At 69.6% G+C, this 15,522-nt stretch carries 15 protein-coding genes; 6 read left to right on the top strand and 9 right to left on the bottom strand.

Annotated elements, in window-relative coordinates:
- Window positions 1-30 precede the first annotated feature (30 nt).
- Both PSH03_RS06800 and PSH03_RS06795 read right to left on the bottom strand, forming a co-directional pair.
- Window positions 31-1,368 carry a M16 family metallopeptidase gene (locus PSH03_RS06800; protein WP_238688566.1) on the bottom strand — a complete coding sequence of 446 codons (1,338 nt, stop codon included), beginning with the start codon at window positions 1,366-1,368 and terminating at the stop codon, window positions 31-33.
- Window positions 1,365-2,654, bottom strand: a complete 1,290-nt coding sequence (locus PSH03_RS06795) for a M16 family metallopeptidase (RefSeq protein ID WP_238688565.1) — start codon at window positions 2,652-2,654, stop codon at window positions 1,365-1,367. Before PSH03_RS06795 ends, PSH03_RS06800 begins: the two co-directional genes overlap by 4 nt.
- A gap of 103 nt (window positions 2,655-2,757) precedes the next feature.
- On the opposite strand from PSH03_RS06795, the gene PSH03_RS06790 reads away from it, so the two are divergent.
- The gene (locus PSH03_RS06790; RefSeq protein ID WP_238688564.1) at window positions 2,758-3,495 is read left to right on the top strand and encodes a phosphodiesterase; all 738 of its coding nucleotides are present in this window, start codon (window positions 2,758-2,760) and stop codon (window positions 3,493-3,495) included.
- On the opposite strand, the gene PSH03_RS06785 is transcribed toward PSH03_RS06790, so the two are convergent.
- Entirely contained in the window at window positions 3,462-3,680 is a 219-nt protein-coding gene (locus PSH03_RS06785; protein WP_210784559.1) for a hypothetical protein, read from the bottom strand. The genes PSH03_RS06790 and PSH03_RS06785 overlap by 34 nt on opposite strands.
- A 273-nt stretch (window positions 3,681-3,953) precedes the next feature.
- Here PSH03_RS06785 and PSH03_RS06780 point away from each other — a divergent pair, with 273 nt between their 5' ends.
- The 3 genes from PSH03_RS06780 (at window position 3,954) to PSH03_RS06770 (ending at window position 5,975) form a co-directional block, all read left to right on the top strand.
- Window positions 3,954-5,048, top strand: coding sequence for a 3-deoxy-7-phosphoheptulonate synthase (locus tag PSH03_RS06780; RefSeq protein WP_210784558.1), 1,095 nt, complete (start codon window positions 3,954-3,956; stop codon window positions 5,046-5,048).
- A 439-nt stretch (window positions 5,049-5,487) separates the two neighbouring features.
- On the top strand, window positions 5,488-5,727 hold the full coding sequence (locus PSH03_RS06775; protein WP_247669581.1) for a hypothetical protein: 240 nt from the start codon (window positions 5,488-5,490) through the stop codon (window positions 5,725-5,727).
- 53 nt (window positions 5,728-5,780) lie between these two features.
- Window positions 5,781-5,975 carry a hypothetical protein gene (locus PSH03_RS06770; protein WP_091405645.1) on the top strand — a complete coding sequence of 65 codons (195 nt, stop codon included), beginning with the start codon at window positions 5,781-5,783 and terminating at the stop codon, window positions 5,973-5,975.
- A 58-nt stretch (window positions 5,976-6,033) separates the two neighbouring features.
- On the opposite strand, the gene PSH03_RS06765 is transcribed toward PSH03_RS06770, so the two are convergent.
- From PSH03_RS06765 to PSH03_RS06755, 3 genes are read right to left on the bottom strand one after another with little or no spacing between them, the layout of a single operon-like run.
- Window positions 6,034-6,576: a DUF1360 domain-containing protein gene (locus PSH03_RS06765; RefSeq protein ID WP_210784556.1), complete on the bottom strand. Its 543-nt coding sequence runs from the start codon at window positions 6,574-6,576 to the stop codon at window positions 6,034-6,036.
- A gap of 53 nt (window positions 6,577-6,629) precedes the next feature.
- Window positions 6,630-6,968, bottom strand: coding sequence for an SRPBCC family protein (locus PSH03_RS06760; protein ID WP_210784555.1), 339 nt, complete (start codon window positions 6,966-6,968; stop codon window positions 6,630-6,632).
- Entirely contained in the window at window positions 6,968-7,309 is a 342-nt protein-coding gene (locus PSH03_RS06755; RefSeq protein WP_372494714.1) for a DUF6158 family protein, read from the bottom strand. Before PSH03_RS06755 ends, PSH03_RS06760 begins: the two co-directional genes overlap by 1 nt.
- Window positions 7,310-7,440: 131 nt before the next feature.
- Here PSH03_RS06755 and PSH03_RS06750 point away from each other — a divergent pair, with 131 nt between their 5' ends.
- Together PSH03_RS06750 and PSH03_RS06745 are read left to right on the top strand one after the other, a co-directional pair.
- Entirely contained in the window at window positions 7,441-7,863 is a 423-nt protein-coding gene (locus PSH03_RS06750) for a hypothetical protein (protein WP_238688563.1), read from the top strand.
- A gap of 25 nt (window positions 7,864-7,888) precedes the next feature.
- A complete protein-coding gene (locus PSH03_RS06745) occupies window positions 7,889-8,221 on the top strand; it encodes a DUF3817 domain-containing protein (protein ID WP_238688562.1) in 333 nt (110 codons plus the stop codon).
- A gap of 35 nt (window positions 8,222-8,256) precedes the next feature.
- Here PSH03_RS06745 and PSH03_RS06740 read toward each other — a convergent pair whose 3' ends face one another.
- From PSH03_RS06740 to PSH03_RS06730, 3 genes are all read right to left on the bottom strand, one after another.
- The gene (locus tag PSH03_RS06740) at window positions 8,257-8,445 is read right to left on the bottom strand and encodes a hypothetical protein (protein ID WP_210784551.1); all 189 of its coding nucleotides are present in this window, start codon (window positions 8,443-8,445) and stop codon (window positions 8,257-8,259) included.
- Between the two features lie 17 nt (window positions 8,446-8,462).
- Window positions 8,463-8,915, bottom strand: coding sequence for a DUF3592 domain-containing protein (locus tag PSH03_RS06735; RefSeq protein ID WP_238688561.1), 453 nt, complete (start codon window positions 8,913-8,915; stop codon window positions 8,463-8,465).
- Between the two features lie 147 nt (window positions 8,916-9,062).
- Window positions 9,063-15,371, bottom strand: a complete 6,309-nt coding sequence (locus PSH03_RS06730; protein WP_238688560.1) for an RHS repeat-associated core domain-containing protein — start codon at window positions 15,369-15,371, stop codon at window positions 9,063-9,065.
- Window positions 15,372-15,522: the final 151 nt, after the last annotated feature.

Genomic DNA, 15,522 nt, shown 5'->3' with positions numbered 1-15,522 from the left:
TCTTGATCAACGACGTTCGTCCGGCGCGGGTTAGGGGAGGAGATCTCCTAGGGCGGTGGCCTCCAGGTCGTCGCGGATCACTGCGGCGTCGCCCTCGATGACCAGGGTGAGAGCTTCCGGGTGCAGGTGGGTGGCTGCCGCCGCGGAGACCTGGTCCACGTCGGCGGAGAGCAACGACTCGCGCAACCGCGCGTGGTAGTCGTCCGGCAGGTCGTGCACCACCAGAGTGGTCAGCGCGGAGGCGATCGCCCGAGGGCTCTGCAACTCGACCGAGAGCTGCCCGGCCCGCCAGGAGCGGGCCACCTCCAGCTCCTCCTCGGTCACCCCGGTGGCCTGGGTACGGGTGATCTCGCCCACCGCCTCGACCAGGGCCGGTGCGGTGACCGCCGTCTGCACGCCGGAACTGACAGCGAACCGCCCGAACCGCCGCGACGCGGCGAAGTCGCCCCGGATGCCGTAGGTGTAGCCGTGCACCTCCCGCAGCAGGTGGTTGAGTCGGGAGGTGAACGCCCCGCCGAGCACAGTGCCGGCGAGCGTCATCGGCACGTGGTCGGGGTGCGCCCGGTGTGGTGACGGGTGGCCCAGCCGCAGCGTGGACTGCACCGAGCCGGGCCGGTCCACCAGGATGATCCGCCGACCGCTGTGCAGCGGCACCTCGATGGGACCGCCCCGCTCGGCGGGGCCACCACCGGTGCCGGCGAACGCCGCGGCGGCCAGCGCGTCCAGGTCGATCCGGTCCAGGTCACCGGCGACGATCAGGGTGCCGGGGCGCAGGAACCACTCCGAGTGGAAGACCGTCACGTCCTCCACGTCCAACCCGGCGACCGACTCCGGGTCGCCGTGCATCGGCCGTCCCCAGCGGTTCTGGGCGCCGAACAGGTCGGCGCGCAGCGCGGCGTCGGCGCGCGGGCCGGGGTTGGCCCAGTCCATCCGGAGTGCGGTCGCCTCGTCGTCGCGGACCCGGCGTACGTCGGCGGGGTCGAGCCTGGGCGTCCGGACCGCCTCGGCGAGCAGTTCCACCGCCGCGCTCAGCCGGTCCACCGGGATCACCACGCTGGCCTGGAACGAGTCCCAGTCCAGACCGGTCGACAACGCGGTGCCGAGCCCTTCGACGGCGAGCGCGTACGCGGCGGCGTCCCGCTGCGCGGTCCCCTCCTCCAACGCCTTGGCCAGCACGCCGGACAGACCCTCCTTGCCGACCGGCTCCTGGCCCGCGCCCACGTCGAGCAGCAGCAGGGCCACGGCGAGGTTCTGCCCCGGCAGGTGCGCGGCGACGACCTGACCACCGGCCGCGGCGCGGCGGACCACCGGCGGGAACCGGTACGGGCGGGCGGCACCCGGGCCGGGACGGTCGGCGATCAGCGTCATGAGGTCTCCTCGGGCAGGTAGGTCAGGGTCACCCGGTCGGTGGCGAGCACCTCGGCGGCGGCCTCGGCGATCTGCTCGGCGGTGACCGCGAGCAGGGCCGGCAACTGCTCGGCGATGCGGGCCGGGTCACCGAACTGCGTGGTGTACCGGCCGAGCAGGTCCGCGCGGCCGTCGACGGTGGACAGCTGACGCCACCACCCGGTGCTGAGCAACGCCTTGGCGCGATCCAGCTCGGCGGCGGTGACCGGCACCGTGGCCAACTCGTCGACGACCTCGGCCAGCCCGTCGGCCAGCCGCTCGGCGCTCACTCCGGGGCGGGCGGTGGCGGTGGCGATCAGCGGTGCCGGGGCGTGTGCGAGGTCCACCCCGTATGCCCCGACCAGGTCCGGTTGCGCGATCCGCTCGCCGTCGGCGAGGCGCTGGTAGAGCCGGCTGCCCCGGCCGCTGCCCAGGATGGTGGCGAGCACGGTGATCACGTTGTACCCCGCGCTGCCGAACGGGTAGCTGCGGTGGGCGATGTAGACCCGTGGCGCCGGCACGTCGGCGCTCACCGACTCGACGGCCGTCTGCCCGGTGGCGGGGACGTTGCGGCCGTCCGGTGCCGGCGGGATGTCGTCGCGGGCTGGCAACGCGCCGAAGTACTTGTCGGCGAGCGCGAACACGTCGGAGGCGGTGGCGTCGCCGACCACGGTCAGCACCGCGTTGTTCGGCGCGTAGTAGGTCTGGTGGAACGCCTGGAAGGTGCCCAGGTCGGCGGCGTTCAGGTCGGCCATCGAACCGATCGTGGCGTGGTGGTAGGGGTGCCCCGGCGGGTAGAGCAGCGGCAGCAACCGCAGCCAGGCGTCGCCGTACGGCACGTTCTCGTAGCGCTGCCGGCGCTCGTTCTTCACCACGTCCCGCTGGTTGTCCAGCGTCTCCTGGGTGAGGGCGGGGACCAGGCCGCCCATCCGGTCGGCCTCCAACCAGAGCGCCAGCTCCAGGTGCTCGGCCGGGACCGTCTCGAAGTAGTTGGTCCGGTCCGGGTTGGTCGTGGCGTTGAGCGAGCCGCCCGAGCCCTGGATCAGCTTCATGTGCTCGGTCTTCGCCACGTTCACCGAGCCCTCGAACATCAGGTGCTCGAAGAGGTGGGCGAAACCGGTCTGCCCGGCCGGCTCGTGCCGGGAGCCGACGTCGTACCAGAGGTTGACGGCCACGGCGGGCGCGGTGCGATCCTCACTCACCACCACGCGCAGGCCGTTGTCCAGTCGGGACGTCTGAATGGGCCAGGGGTAACCGCTGTCGGGCATGCCCCCGACGCTATCCGATCTCGGAGGCGGAAAGGTGACGTGCGGTCGGTCGGCGAGCCGACCCGGGCCGCATCGGAGCCGCCGCGCGGGGTACCGGTGAGCAATGACCGTCACCCCGCCTCCGTCCCGGGCCGCCACCGCCGTCGAAAACGCCAGCACCGCACTCGGCCGGCTGCGCCGCGGCCGGTTGCTGCATCCGGCCGGTCGCTCGTTCGTCGGCGAGACGGTGATCTGGGGTACGCCCGGACCGCCGACCGGGGTCGCCCTGCTGGACCACCCCGGCCGGTACCGGACCATCATCCGGCTCTCCAAGGGGACGCCCACGCCCGGCAGTTGGCCCGACGTTCTGGGCCTCGCACTGCGCCTGCACCGCGACGGCGGCCGACCGTTCGACCTGCTGGTCAGCTCCAGCGGCGCGGCCCCGGTGCTGCGGAACCTGCCGCTGCCCCGACGCCGCTTCACCGGCACGTACAGCACGATCACCTGCTACCGCGCGGGTCGGCGTCGGCTCTGGCTGGCCGCGCTGGCCGACCCCGACTCGGCCGACCTCGGTCGCAGCCTGGCCTCGGCGGCCGCCGCGACCCGGACGGACACCCCGCGCCTGGTGCTCGCGGTCGCGTCAGCCGTGGGGCCCTGGCGGCTGGTCGGGCAGGTCAGCCTCGATGCTCAGCTCAGCGCCGACGAGGACGCGGCGCTCGCGTTCGACCCGGTGCGCAACCTGCCACCCGAACTGCGGGTCGCAGGCCCGCTTGCCTGGCTGCGCGACCAGACCTACCGGGGATCTCGTCGGGCCCGTGGAGCAACCGCTCAGTCCGGCGGTTCGACCGCCACCACTGTCTGATCCGAGGTACGGCGCTCCAGCACCGTGTCCGGGGCTGCGTTCTGGTCCGCCTCGCGGATGTCCGACTCGGCGAGGATGGCCTCCGCCTGCGCCTCCGGGTCGTCGCTGCCCACCGCCTTCTCCTCAGGCAGGAGGTGGTGCGCGCGGGACTCCACCCGCTCCTGATCGCTCTGCTCGTGTGTCATGGCACCCCTGTTACCCCGACCGCGCCCCCGGCACGCGATGTCCGCCCCGCATCTTGGGACGACAGTCCGGGTGACCGCCTCCGGTCGGGTACGCTGGCCCGGTGACGCGTTCCTATCGATGGTTTAGGCGGCCGGCTCGCACGCCGGTGACTTCCCCATGAACTGACGTCACCACGGACCGAGCCGGCTGGGCAGGAGCTGTCGTTCCTGCCCTTTTGCGTACGAGCAGCCGGCTCGTCCCGGGCACCGGCCCCGGGCACGGTCGGCGGAAGGATGCCCACCGTGACGACCCCGGAGACCGATCGGGTCAGCGATCAGCGGATCGACCGTGTCGTGCCGCTGACCACGCCCGCCCTGCTGCACCACGAGTTGCCCCTGGACGCCCCGCTCGCGGCGGCCGTGCTGACCGGCCGTCGCGCGGTCAGTCGCGTACTGGACCGCGAGGACGACCGCCTGCTGGTGGTGGTCGGCCCCTGCTCGGTGCATGATCCGGCCGCCGCCCTCGACTACGCGCAGCGGCTGCGGACGGCAGCCGACCGGCTGGCCGACGACCTGCTGATCGTCATGCGGGTCTACTTCGAGAAGCCCCGCTCGACGGTCGGCTGGAAGGGCCTGATCAACGACCCGGGTCTGGACGGCAGCGGGGACGTCAACACCGGCCTGCGGCTGGCTCGGGCGCTGCTGCTCGACGTGCTCCGCCTGGGCCTGCCGGTGGGTTGCGAGTTCCTCGACCCGATCACCCCGCAGTACATCGCGGACACGGTGGGCTGGGGCGCGATCGGTGCCCGCACCGTGGAGAGCCAGGTGCACCGCCAGCTCGCCTCCGGCCTGTCCATGCCGATCGGCATGAAGAACCGCCCGGACGGCAGCATCGGCACGGCCGTGGACGCGATCCGCGCCGCCGGTGTGCCGCACGTCTTCCCCGGCATCGACTTCTCCGGCACCCCGGCGATCATGCACACCCGGGGCAACACCGACGGGCACCTGGTGCTGCGCGGTGGGGGCGGCCGACCCAACTACGACGCCCAGTCGGTCGCCGGGGCACTCGACCTGCTCCGCGCCGCCGATCTGCCGGAGCGGCTGGTGATCGACGCCAGTCACGCCAACAGCGGCAAGGACCACCGCAACCAGCCGCTGGTCGCCGCGGACGTGGCCGCCCAGCTGGCCGCCGGCCAGCGTGGGATCACCGGCGTGATGCTGGAGTCGTTCCTGCTGCCCGGCCGGCAGGAGCTCGACCCGACTCGGGAGTTGGAGTACGGCCGGTCGGTCACCGACGCGTGCCTGGGCTGGGACGACACCGCCGAGGTGCTCGACCACCTCGCCTCGGCCGTGCGGGCCCGGCGGGCCACCCTGCCGACGACGGTGTGACCGCCAACACCTCAGCGCACGGAACACGAGCGGGGGTCGGCTCGTTGACAGGGGTGTCGGTGTGTCCAGTGTCCCCGGGCCTCACCTAAATAGCCTTCGCGGAATACCGTCCGGCTGGAGCCGCGTAGTGCCACTCGCCGAGAGGCGACCTGCACACCGACACCAGCGCCGCCCCCGGCCCACAAGGCCGGGGGCGGCGCTGTCTGTATTCGGCGAACCCCAGCGGACCGGCCCGGCCGAGAGGGCGAGCAACATCACCCTCGCCCCTCTTCGCCCCCGGCACCCCTTTGCCTTCCTTTGCTCTGCACCCGTCCGCGCACCACCTACCCAGCGTGACTGTCGCCTGGGCGGGTGCAGAGCAAAGGAGGGTTCGCGGGGCCATCGACCGAGAGCGCAGGCCGCCACCGGGGTGACGTTTGACCGTTTCCGCCCCGGGTAGCTGATCGACGTGACCGACGACGCAGACGCATCCGTGGCCGGCGAGCCGGACACCCAGGCCCTCGACGACCTGCTCGACGACATCTTCCGGGCGCAGGAGCGGGTCACCCAGGCGGAGATCTATCGCCGGGCGGTGGCCGCCGAGCTTCCACCGGACCTGCTCGCCCGCATCGACGCGCTTCCCGAGGGCGAGTACTCGGTGGACGAGGCCAGCGACCTGCTGGGCGGTTCCATCGGCTGAGCGAGCGACCTGGGCGGCACCATCGCGCGAATGACCGCAGGAGGGACACCGACATGACGCACCACGAGGACCACGACGAGAAGGTGCCGGCGCTGGGTCAGCCCCCGAAGGGCAGGGACACCACGCCCGAGCCGGACTTCGCCAACGAGCACGACCGCACGGCGGTGGATCGGGACATCATCACCGGGGCGGACGAGGACGAGCGGGAGCCGGAGTCGCCGCACGGTTGGTCCGGCATGCAACGTTGAGGCGTACGAGAAAAAAGGGGGGCCGGTGTCTGCCGGCCCCCCTTTCCCGTCCTGCTCGTCAGTCGTCGTCCTGGTGCCCACCCTCGGCAGCCTGTTGCGCCGTCGCGTACGCCATCTGGAGGAAGTCGGACGCGGCGACCGCCGTCAGCGCGGTGGCCACCAGACGGGTGAGCCGGGGCGCGAGCACCAGGCCACCGGTCAGCCCGGTGGCCACCCAGACCGCCAGGCAGAACGGGCAGCTCAGCAGCTCGCCGATGGCGTGCCGGGTGGGGCTGCCCGAGTCGCGGACCTGCTCCATCACCTCGCCGCTGCCGATCGGACGGTCGTAGCGGGTGAACGGCGCCCGCAACGGGCTGGTCACCGCGTCCTTGGACAGCAACCGGCTCAGCTTGTGCGTGGCGATGGAGAGCAGCACCACGTCGGACGGCGCGGGACGCTCCGGCACCGGTCGGCCGGTCGCCTTGACCAGGCCGGCGAGAACCCCGGTCACCCCGGCGTAGGCGCCCATGGCCACCAGGTAGCCGCCGAGCGGCCGGTGCTCGTGCGGCGCGTACGCCCGGCGCAGCCGGGCCGCCTTCTGTCGCAGGCCAGTGTCGCTCACCCGATCTCCTCACGTGTCGTGGTGGTGCGGGAACGGCGTCCCGCGCGGCCGGCTCAGCCGGCCTGGAGGTTGTCGGCGACCTCGCGTGCCAGGTTGGTGAGCGCCTCGTCGGCCAACTGGTCCGGACCGGGTCCGCCGGACCCGTCGGCCAGGTCGAGCTGAATCCGGGCGCCACCGGAATCGGCCGGCTCCACCCGGATCTCGGCGGACCAGTCGTCGGCGTCGCCGTCGCCCCAGCGGGCGCGTAGCTCCTCCCCGCTGATCTCCGCCGCGGGGCTGCCGTCGCCGCGCAGCGGCTCCGGCAGCCAGGCCGAGGCACGGTCGGGGTCGGTGGCCGTGTTGAAGACCACCTCGGGTGGCGCGGACATGCCGCGCACGGCGCGCGCCGGCATCACGCGTCCCGCAGGCGGCTGGGATCGACCTCGCGACCCGGGTGTCGGGCCAGGTACTCGGTCTCCAGCTCCGCCGTACGCCGCAGGTGGTTCGCGAGTGCGGAGTCCGCCGCGTGCCGCAGGGTGTCCAGGCGGGTGCGGTGCAGGCTGTGCATCTCGCGGATCAGGTCCTCGTCGGTCAGCTCCGTCGGGTCGATGCCGAGCAGGTCGCCGTCGAGGCCGGGAGCGCCGGCCGGGTCGGCGAGCTGATCGCCGCCCCACTCGGGCACCCGCTGCTCCGGGCTAATATCCGCACTGCCGCTGGACGCGAAGCCGTCCCCACGTACCGATCCGGTCATGATCGCCCCCCTTGATCTCGTTTGGGCTGGCGTCTAGACGATTGCCCAGGCGTGGTGATGCCAAACCAAGCCGGCGAGGCGACGACTACGACACGGTGTCGGAGACCGGTAGCGCCCCCGGTACCCTCAATGTCATGAGGCGGCTCTGGACCCCGGCGTGGATCGCACGCCACGTGGCCATGGTCGTGCTGGTCGTGGGCTTTCTCGGGCTGGGCTGGTGGCAGATCAGCCGGGCCACCGCCGGCAACAGCCTGAGCTGGGGGTACGCGGTCGAGTGGCCGATCTTCGCCGGCTTCGTGGTCTACGTCTGGTGGCGTGAGGTGAAGCTGGCCCGCCGCAGGGCGGCGGAGGCCGACGCGCCGCCCGCGGATCCGGCCGTCGAGCCGGCGCCGGCGGTCACCATCGGGTCCCGACCGGCGGTACGCCGCCCGGTGCGGGTGTCCCGGGTGCCGGCCGCCGGCGATGTCGTCGAGGACACCGACCTGGCCGCCTACAACCACTACCTGTCATGGTTGAACGCCAATCCGGGCGCCCGGCCCGGTGACTATCCCGGCTGAGCCGGGCTCGGAAGGACGGACGAAGGTGGGCGCTGCCCTTACCCGGTACCGCGTGATCGCCTGGATCGTGGGCGTGGTGCTGATCCTGCTGGTCGTGATCGGCATGCCGCTGAAGTACGCGTTCGACAACCCGGTCGTCGTGGAGACCATCGGGCCGGCGCACGGCTTCCTCTACATGATCTACCTGGTGGCCGCGTTCGACCTGAGCCGCCGAGCCGACTGGCCGCTGAAGCGGATGCTGCTGGTGATGCTGGCCGGCACGGTGCCGTTCGTCTCGTTCTACGCCGAGCGCCGGGTCAGCGCCTGGGTGGCCGCACCGCAGGAGGAACGGACTCCGGAGCCCGTCCTCCCGCGATGACGGTGAGCGGGCGTGAAGATTGGTTGCGCCGACCTTCACGCCCCTCGGCGGGCGAGTAGCCATCCGGCCAGCGTCAGAGCGGCCCCGACCGCCACCAGCAGGATCGAGTCGACCGCCACCAGTCCCACCAGAATCAACACCGCTCCCGCCACCGACAAGGCATACGCCTTCGGGTTGCGGGCAGCGGACGGTGGCCGCACCCCTTTTTTGACAGGTTTCGTCATTCCATCTCCCCTATAATTTAATTATCAGCGCTGGGTGACTTTTTCGCGTTCTTCCTATCGATCCTCATCGAGCGAAGTATCAGGCCACCGGCGATGGCGGGGATTGCGCCGATCGGCACGAAATACCAGGACATCAGGAAAAACAGCGAGCCATCGGTACGCCCGTTCTCCGCCACAAAATGCTCCGGATCATTCGGGTCCACCCAGATGGTCAACGCCTGCGGCGGCGGGCTGCTGCAGGCGGCGAGCTTGGCGCAGGGGATCCAGTCGAGATGCTGCTCCCCCTCGTACATGTAGTAGACCTCGATCCGGTCGACGCCGCTCCCTCGGGCGTCGCCTCCCTCCCGGTCGGTGAGGGTGGCCGGAACCTGCACGCCTTCCACGCGCAGCCGATCCGCCTCCGATGAGTCCCACCACCGGTAGCCGAGCGAACTGCCGAGCAACCCCAGGCCTATCAGGAGCAGAATCATCGCCGTACGGAGCAGTTTCCGCTCATCCTCAGTTGCATCGGCCAACCACACGCGAGAAACCGTCCCTACCTCTTCGTCACGACATCCCCATCGATCGACCCACCCTAGAACCCAGCCGAGGGCTGGAACAGCCCTCGGCTGGGTTCGTCACCACGCGAAGGGGTCGGTGAACGGGACGCCCATCTGCCACTTCGCCACGCCGCCCGGCGCCGAGACCGCAACCCAGCCCAGTTGGGCAGCCAACGCCCTTGCAGCGGCATCGGTAGCAGCGGTATCCGTCACACCTCGAGGTTTGTACTGCTCCTTCCAGGAAAGGCTGTAGCTCCCGGTCGGATGGCGCCAGCTTCGCGGCGCGGGGACGGTGTTGCCCATCCGCGTCGTCTTGTACAACGGCACCGCTGGGATGAATCTGTATGAGGCATAGTCGATCACCGCCCCGCCCAGGGCTCTCGCCCAAGCCTCTGGCGACTTCGCCCCACTCTTCGAGGAGTAGAGGTCCATGCCTCGGCCGCCCACGGCGACCCCCAAGCCGATCCCGCCGGCAATCGCGCAGACCCCAGCCGTGGCGACGATGCACAGGGCCGCGCCGGTGATGCCGACCGCGCCGGTGACCCAGTCCCGGTTACCCCGCCACCACTTCTTCACCCCCTCGGAGCCGCTGGTCAAACACTTCCAGTCCTTGAAGGCGCACTTCGGACCATCGAGCTCACCCTCTGGCTTCTCAGGAATGGGCGCCGGGGGGCAGACCGGAGTACTTGGGATGTGCACTCGGGGCTTCGGCGGCCCTGCGGGTATGTTCGCCGTAGGGCCCTGCCAATTCAGTGCCGATCGCCAGACATTCAGCACCACTCGGGCCACCAGCCACACGCCCGGCATGCCGGAGTACTCCATCGGGATCCAGTAGAGCGTGTTGCCCACCCCACCGAGGCAGACGGATCCGCCGTACCGGCAGAAGAGGTAGTAGTCGGCACGGTAGTGATAGCGGTAGCCGCCCTTGGTGCTGGTCCAACTGTCGCTTCCGAGGTACGTCCAACTGCCACCGGGCTCCCGGCCAGTCGGATCGGACTGCGTGATGGGGCTGTTGCCCGCGTAGGCGTACCCATTCATCTGCTCGGGCGCGTCCATGTTGAACACCGGGTCAACACTCACGAACCGACCGAGCCCCGGGTCGTACTCGCGTGCCCCCAGATGGGTGAGCCCCGTGTTGTCCACCGTCCCACCGACGAAGCCCTTGCTGTTGGGCCAGGCCGGCGATCCGCCACGGGCCGTGCCGTACGGCGTCTGTCGGCGGATGGTGAACTGCTGGTTACCTGCGTTGACCGACACCTGGGCGGTGCCCTGATGGTCGCTGCCGAGCCATACCAGCCCCGCGGCGGTACGAGATGCGATCGTCTGCCCGTTGAAGGTGTAGTAGCGGGTGCAGGAGAGGTTGCCGTCGGAGGTGCGGTATCGCACTTCCTGGCCCGGAAGGTAGAGCGTCTTCCCGGTCGGGTCCTTACGAATCAGCCGATTGCCGTCTGCGTCGTATATGTAGCTGGTGGGGCCTGTGCTGTCGGTGCTGGTGGCCAGCAGACCCTCCGGATCCCAGGTCAGGGTTTGGGTACCGGCGGTGGCCGTCGGCCGGGTCAGGGTATTGCCAGCCGCGTCGTAGGTGTAGGAGGTGGTTGCGGTGACCACCCCGTTGACCTTGGTAGTGGTGCCGTTGAGTGCGTGTGGCCGGACTCCGCCGCCGGCTGGATATCCGTAGTTGTAGGTGGTGACGCGCTCGCCGGACGAATTGCTGCGATCGATCTCCTCCAGCCGGCGACCCGCCTTGTCGATGTCCCACTCCAGCCAGTACTTGGCTGGACCACCGAGGCCGGAGACGGTCGGTGCGGTGTTGCAGTCGCCGTTGGCCGGCGTCCACGCCTGCGCCAACTGCCCTCGGTAGTCGTGTTGGAAGCATTGGTGGTCGGCTCCGCCCGTGGCCGCCATGTCGGACATCTTGGTGATGTTGCCGACCTGGTCATAGCTGTAGCGAACATCCGTGATCTTGTGCGGCGCGGTCGAATCCCGATCGGTGCTGCTGCCGGACACCCGGCCAGTTTCGAGTTCGTACGTGAACGAGCGGAAGACTCTCGATCCCGTCTCCGAATAGAGGCCGGTATACATCTCGTACTGATCGACCTTGCCGAGTGCGTTGTAGTCGGTGTCCGCCACATAGCTGGATTTCGGTCCGGCACCATATAGCGTGGTCAACTGTTTTGGCAGCCCGGAAACGGGGTCGTAGTGCTGGAACAGCGTCTCCGTCGGCAGGTCCGCACTGGCAGGAAGAGACCCGGAGGCCACACTGCCATCGACGTTGTAGGTGGCGCCGAAATCGTAGGTGCCAGCCAAGCCGGTCTCCGATGTCGGAATGACCACCTGCGTACCGGTGGGTTGGTAGTTGTCGTTGTATCCCGTGACCTTCACCTGGTAGACAGCCGTGCCAACTGCCCTGCTGCTCTGCGTGAGTTGTCCCTTGGCGAGGGTGTCGTACAACCACTCTGCCCGCAGCTTCCCACCCACCTGGTTCTCGTAGACCGCTCGCTTGCGACCGAGCGAGTCGTACGCGTAAACCAGCTTCTGGTTGAGCGCGTCCGTCGTAGACGTGACGCGGTCGGCGTTGTCGTACGTCATGCTGGTCGGCCCACGGTCCGGGTCGGTGGCCCCGATGCGCCGGCCACGGATGTCGTAGTTGAACGCCCACTGGTTACCCGCCGGGTCCGTCACTTGATCGAGCAGACCCTTCCGGTTGTAGCGGTAGAGAGTCGACTCGTATGTGCCGGTCGGGGTCGCACCGTGGTACTGGCGTAGCTCCACGGTGCGCCCCTGAGCGTCGCCCACCTTGGAATCGACGGTGCCGCCCAGCGGTGGGGTGGTGTCAACCCGGTCGCCGGCGTAGTAGGTGCGGGTCCTGTTCCGTTCGGCACCGTACGGCTGGAAGACCGACGCGACCGCCCGACCCACCCCGTCGTACTCGGTCCGCATCTGGGTTGGGACGAAGGCCGCTTCCGTCGAGGTGACCAGAGTGGTGCCTGGCGAGCCGGCGGTGTGGTACGCGCTGTAGGACTTCACCTCCCGACCGGCGGTGTCGTAGAAGGTGTCGGTCAGCAGGCGGCCACCGGACGGTGACGCGGCCTGGGTCTGCCGCTTGCGGAGCAGGCCGTCGTAGAGCTCGTACCGTTCGACGTAGTTGCCCGCCGAGTTGAGGGCCTTCGTAGTGATCACCGAGGGCGCGTCGGTCCGGATCAGATAGTCGTAGGTGGTGTTCGCCGGTTGGGTCGTCTTGTCACGGCCTGGACCCCAGAGCGCTTTCAGTCGGCCGAGGCCGTCATAGCTGGTCTCGGTACGCTTACCGTTGGCATCGGTGACCTTGGTTGCCAGGCCCCAGCCAGGTTCCAGTTCACTCGTGATGGCATGGCTCAGTGGGTTGGTGACCACGAGACCGGTCACCGGGCCACCACTGGCCGGGACGTACGCCGTCGTGGACCGAGCGTTCACCGCGTCCCAGGCCTCCGTTACCCGGCCGTAGACGTCGAACGCCGCCCGAGAGACGGTCACGAAGGACGGCGCACCGGCCGTCCAAGCCGACATCTCTTCATTCCGGGTGGCCTCGCCGCGCGTCGGCGCCACACCGTGGGTGTTGCCGTCGTAGGAGACCCGCTCCACCGAGATGACCTTGTCCTCGGTGAGGCTGGCGGGGTTCTCCGCGTCAGCACAGCGGACCGCGTAAGTGGACTTGGTGTGCGGCTGCCCGATGAGCCAGTTCGTGGTGTTGTTCGCGTACTCGGTCTTGACACACTGCTCGTCACCGGCGTTGTCGGCGTCACCCAGATCGTCCACCTTGGTCGGCAGACCCTTGTCGTCGAAGGTGGTGTACTGCGAGGTGACCCGCTCACCGCGGCCGGCGTCCAGGGTTATCCTGTTGTGCCGTCCGGAAACATCCACGAATCTCGCTTCGACGAGATCGCCGTTGATGGTGCGGGAGGCGGTAGCGGAAGACTGCCAGGGCTCGCTCACCTCACGGGACACGACCGCGCCCTCGGGACCGTTGTACGTGGTCTTCTCTCGTTCCATGCCGGCGTAGGCGTCCTCGTCCTTCACCGTCGGCACGCCGGTCCCCGTCACCGGCACGTTGCGGGTCCCGGTCGGCTGCTTGTCGCCGTGCATGCCGCGGAAGTACTTCGTCTCGACGTAGGTCTGCTCGCCAGGGTCACCGACGGTGACGCCAACCTTCTCGTATCCCCGCCACACCGACCAGGTCTTGTCCTTCTTCCCGATCAGTCCGTCGTCGTCGGCGTAGTGCCACGCCGGATCGCCGAGGTAGCTGTACGAGTAGGCGGTCCGCGGACTGCCGTTCGGAGGTACGCCACCGGTGTGGTCGATCTCGTAGATGGTGGTCACCACGTACTTGTGGAACCAGTCGGTGACCGGGTTGGTGTAGCCCTCCGGTGTCCAGCGGACCGGGTAGCAGCGCATCGTGTTGCTGTGCGGGGCACTGGGCATCCGGGATCCGGCGATACAGTCCGGCTCGGAGTAGGTGACGTTCACCGTGCCACCGCTCTCGCTGCGGATCGCCGCGAGACGCATCCAGTTCATCGCAGCCGAGTGGTCGATGGTGTCGACCCGATTGCTGAGTTGCGTCTCGGTGAACTCGATGTCCGGTACCGAGGCGGTGGTGCCGACCAGACCCGCGTGGGAGATCTTCTTCAGGAACAGGCCCGCCCTGGTGCCGTCACCGGGGTCGGGGAACGTGTGGGTGAGGGTCCATCGCTCCACGTTGCGGTAGGCGCTGCCGTCGCGGACCTGTGTGGTCACTGTCGACAGCCGCTTCTTCGACCAGAAGGTGGGCGCACCGACCAGGCAGGAGTCGCCGGTGCACTCCTGGTCCCAGGGGGTGTCGGGCCAGTGGGCCGCATCGTGGTTGGAGCAGTCGTTCAGGCAACGGTCCGCTGCGGCGAGATCCACCCGCATCGGCGCGGCCACGCCACGATAGAGCGAGTCGGTGCGGACACCGCCGACCGCGGTGCGGTTGTCGGTGCCGTACTCGATCCGGGTCAGGTAACCGCCCCGGGTGTAGGAGGCGACGTCGTCAGCGGTGTTGTTGCGGGCGTATCCGTTGGACTCCTTCGCGTACCAGAGCGACATGGTGTTGCCATGCGGATCGACGACGTAGTCCAGGTTCCACCGCCACGCCTGCATACAGTCTGAGGCGGCGAAGTTGGAGCCCCGGCAGGGCTCATTGGGGTCGTTACCGAAGACCGGGACCGTCCAGGTGGAGTTGGTCACCGCCTTGTCGGTGGTCCAACCGGCCAGCTTGTGCCGACCGAACCAGTACTGGGTGCCGTCGGTGGTGGTGACCTTCCAGTGCTCACCATCGTTGTCACCGTTGCCGTACGACGTGCCGCCGACGATGCGCTCGGCCCGGGTGCCGTTGTCCCGGCGCAGGTGCCAGTAATCGTCGGTGGCGTTGTAGATCAGCTCGCCACCGGCGCCACCGAGCGACATCGTCGCGTTGTTGGTCTCCCAGCACAGGTCACCGGTCTTGGTGGCGTTGTTGTTGTCGTCGCCGTCCATGTCCTGCCCACAGGACCGGTAGCGCCGTTCGATGAAGTCGCCGGGGACGAACTCGAAGCCCTCGCCCACCCAGGATGGCTGGTTGTTGGAGGCCGCGTGCCGCCCGTCGACGCTCTGCGCGGAGTAGGCCAGCTTCATCTCCGGCGTCGGTCCATTGAGCCCTGGCGGGTTGCGCATCGGGTACGACCAGGTGAAGTCACCGGAACTGCTACCGGCCGACCAGGTCGCCGAGGGCGAGAGACTGGTCGCGCCGTAGTCGCCGGCCGCACCGGAGGGGCCGGCGGTCAGAGCGAACAGGCTCCCCTGCGCCGCCAGGTCGAGGCTGCCCTTCTCCGTCATCCGAGGCTCGACCGGCACGGTGGCGGTCGCCGTACGCGCGGCGAGGTCGTTGCGAGTCGGCAGGACGGTGCCGGCGCACTCCGGACGCCCCGGTGTGCTGAGGGCACAGGCCGGCAGGGAGACCAGGCGTAGCCGGCTCGCCCAGTCGGCACCGTAGGCAGTGGCGAATGCCCGGTAGTCGACGCCGAGTTCGACGGTGCCGCGTTGGGCGGCACCGTCGACCCGGGCGACCCGGAGCAGCACCCCACGGATCCGCGCCTGCTCGGCGGCCCGCTGGTCGAGCACGCTGACCCGGACCCGGCTCGGAATCGAGCTGGCACCGCGCGCGGAGGCCTCGGGACGGTTCACCCGCACCGGCAGCGCCCCGGCTCGGGCGGGCGAAGCCACTCTGCCCTGCGTCGTCGGCCCGGGCAGGTCGACCTCGGCGGTGCCCGCCGACGGCCATTGGGGGGCCGGCTGCGCGGAGGCCTCCGGTACGGCGGCCTTGGCCGCCACCTCGCCGGCGGGCACGGTACGCACAGGTACCGGTTTGACCTTCGCAGCCTTCGGTGCCGTGAAGGGTTCCGGTGTCGATGCTCGAGCTGGCGGTACGAACAACGTCGTGGCAGTTAGCGTCACCACCAGAAGCATCACGACGAATGTCCTGGTTCGGCTGGGTTTGGACGACGGC

This window comes from Micromonospora salmantinae (assembly GCF_022230905.1).
Taxonomy (GTDB): domain Bacteria; phylum Actinomycetota; class Actinomycetes; order Mycobacteriales; family Micromonosporaceae; genus Micromonospora; species Micromonospora salmantinae.
This window is presented reverse-complemented; position numbering and strand designations above follow the sequence as displayed.

Excerpts from the sequence above, each read along its gene's own strand:
- PSH03_RS06800 (WP_238688566.1), bottom strand. The coding sequence starts at position 1,368 with ATGACGCTGATCGCCGACCGTCCCGGCCCGGGTGCCGCCCGCCCGTAC.
- PSH03_RS06795 (WP_238688565.1), bottom strand. The coding sequence starts at position 2,654 with ATGCCCGACAGCGGTTACCCCTGGCCCATTCAGACGTCCCGACTGGAC.
- PSH03_RS06790 (WP_238688564.1), top strand. The coding sequence starts at position 2,758 with ATGACCGTCACCCCGCCTCCGTCCCGGGCCGCCACCGCCGTCGAAAAC.
- PSH03_RS06785 (WP_210784559.1), bottom strand. The coding sequence starts at position 3,680 with ATGACACACGAGCAGAGCGATCAGGAGCGGGTGGAGTCCCGCGCGCAC.
- PSH03_RS06780 (WP_210784558.1), top strand. The coding sequence starts at position 3,954 with ATGCCCACCGTGACGACCCCGGAGACCGATCGGGTCAGCGATCAGCGG.
- PSH03_RS06770 (WP_091405645.1), top strand. The coding sequence starts at position 5,781 with ATGACGCACCACGAGGACCACGACGAGAAGGTGCCGGCGCTGGGTCAG.
- PSH03_RS06760 (WP_210784555.1), bottom strand. The coding sequence starts at position 6,968 with ATGCCGGCGCGCGCCGTGCGCGGCATGTCCGCGCCACCCGAGGTGGTC.
- PSH03_RS06750 (WP_238688563.1), top strand. The coding sequence starts at position 7,441 with ATGAGGCGGCTCTGGACCCCGGCGTGGATCGCACGCCACGTGGCCATG.
- PSH03_RS06740 (WP_210784551.1), bottom strand. The coding sequence starts at position 8,445 with ATGACGAAACCTGTCAAAAAAGGGGTGCGGCCACCGTCCGCTGCCCGC.
- PSH03_RS06735 (WP_238688561.1), bottom strand. The coding sequence starts at position 8,915 with ATGATTCTGCTCCTGATAGGCCTGGGGTTGCTCGGCAGTTCGCTCGGC.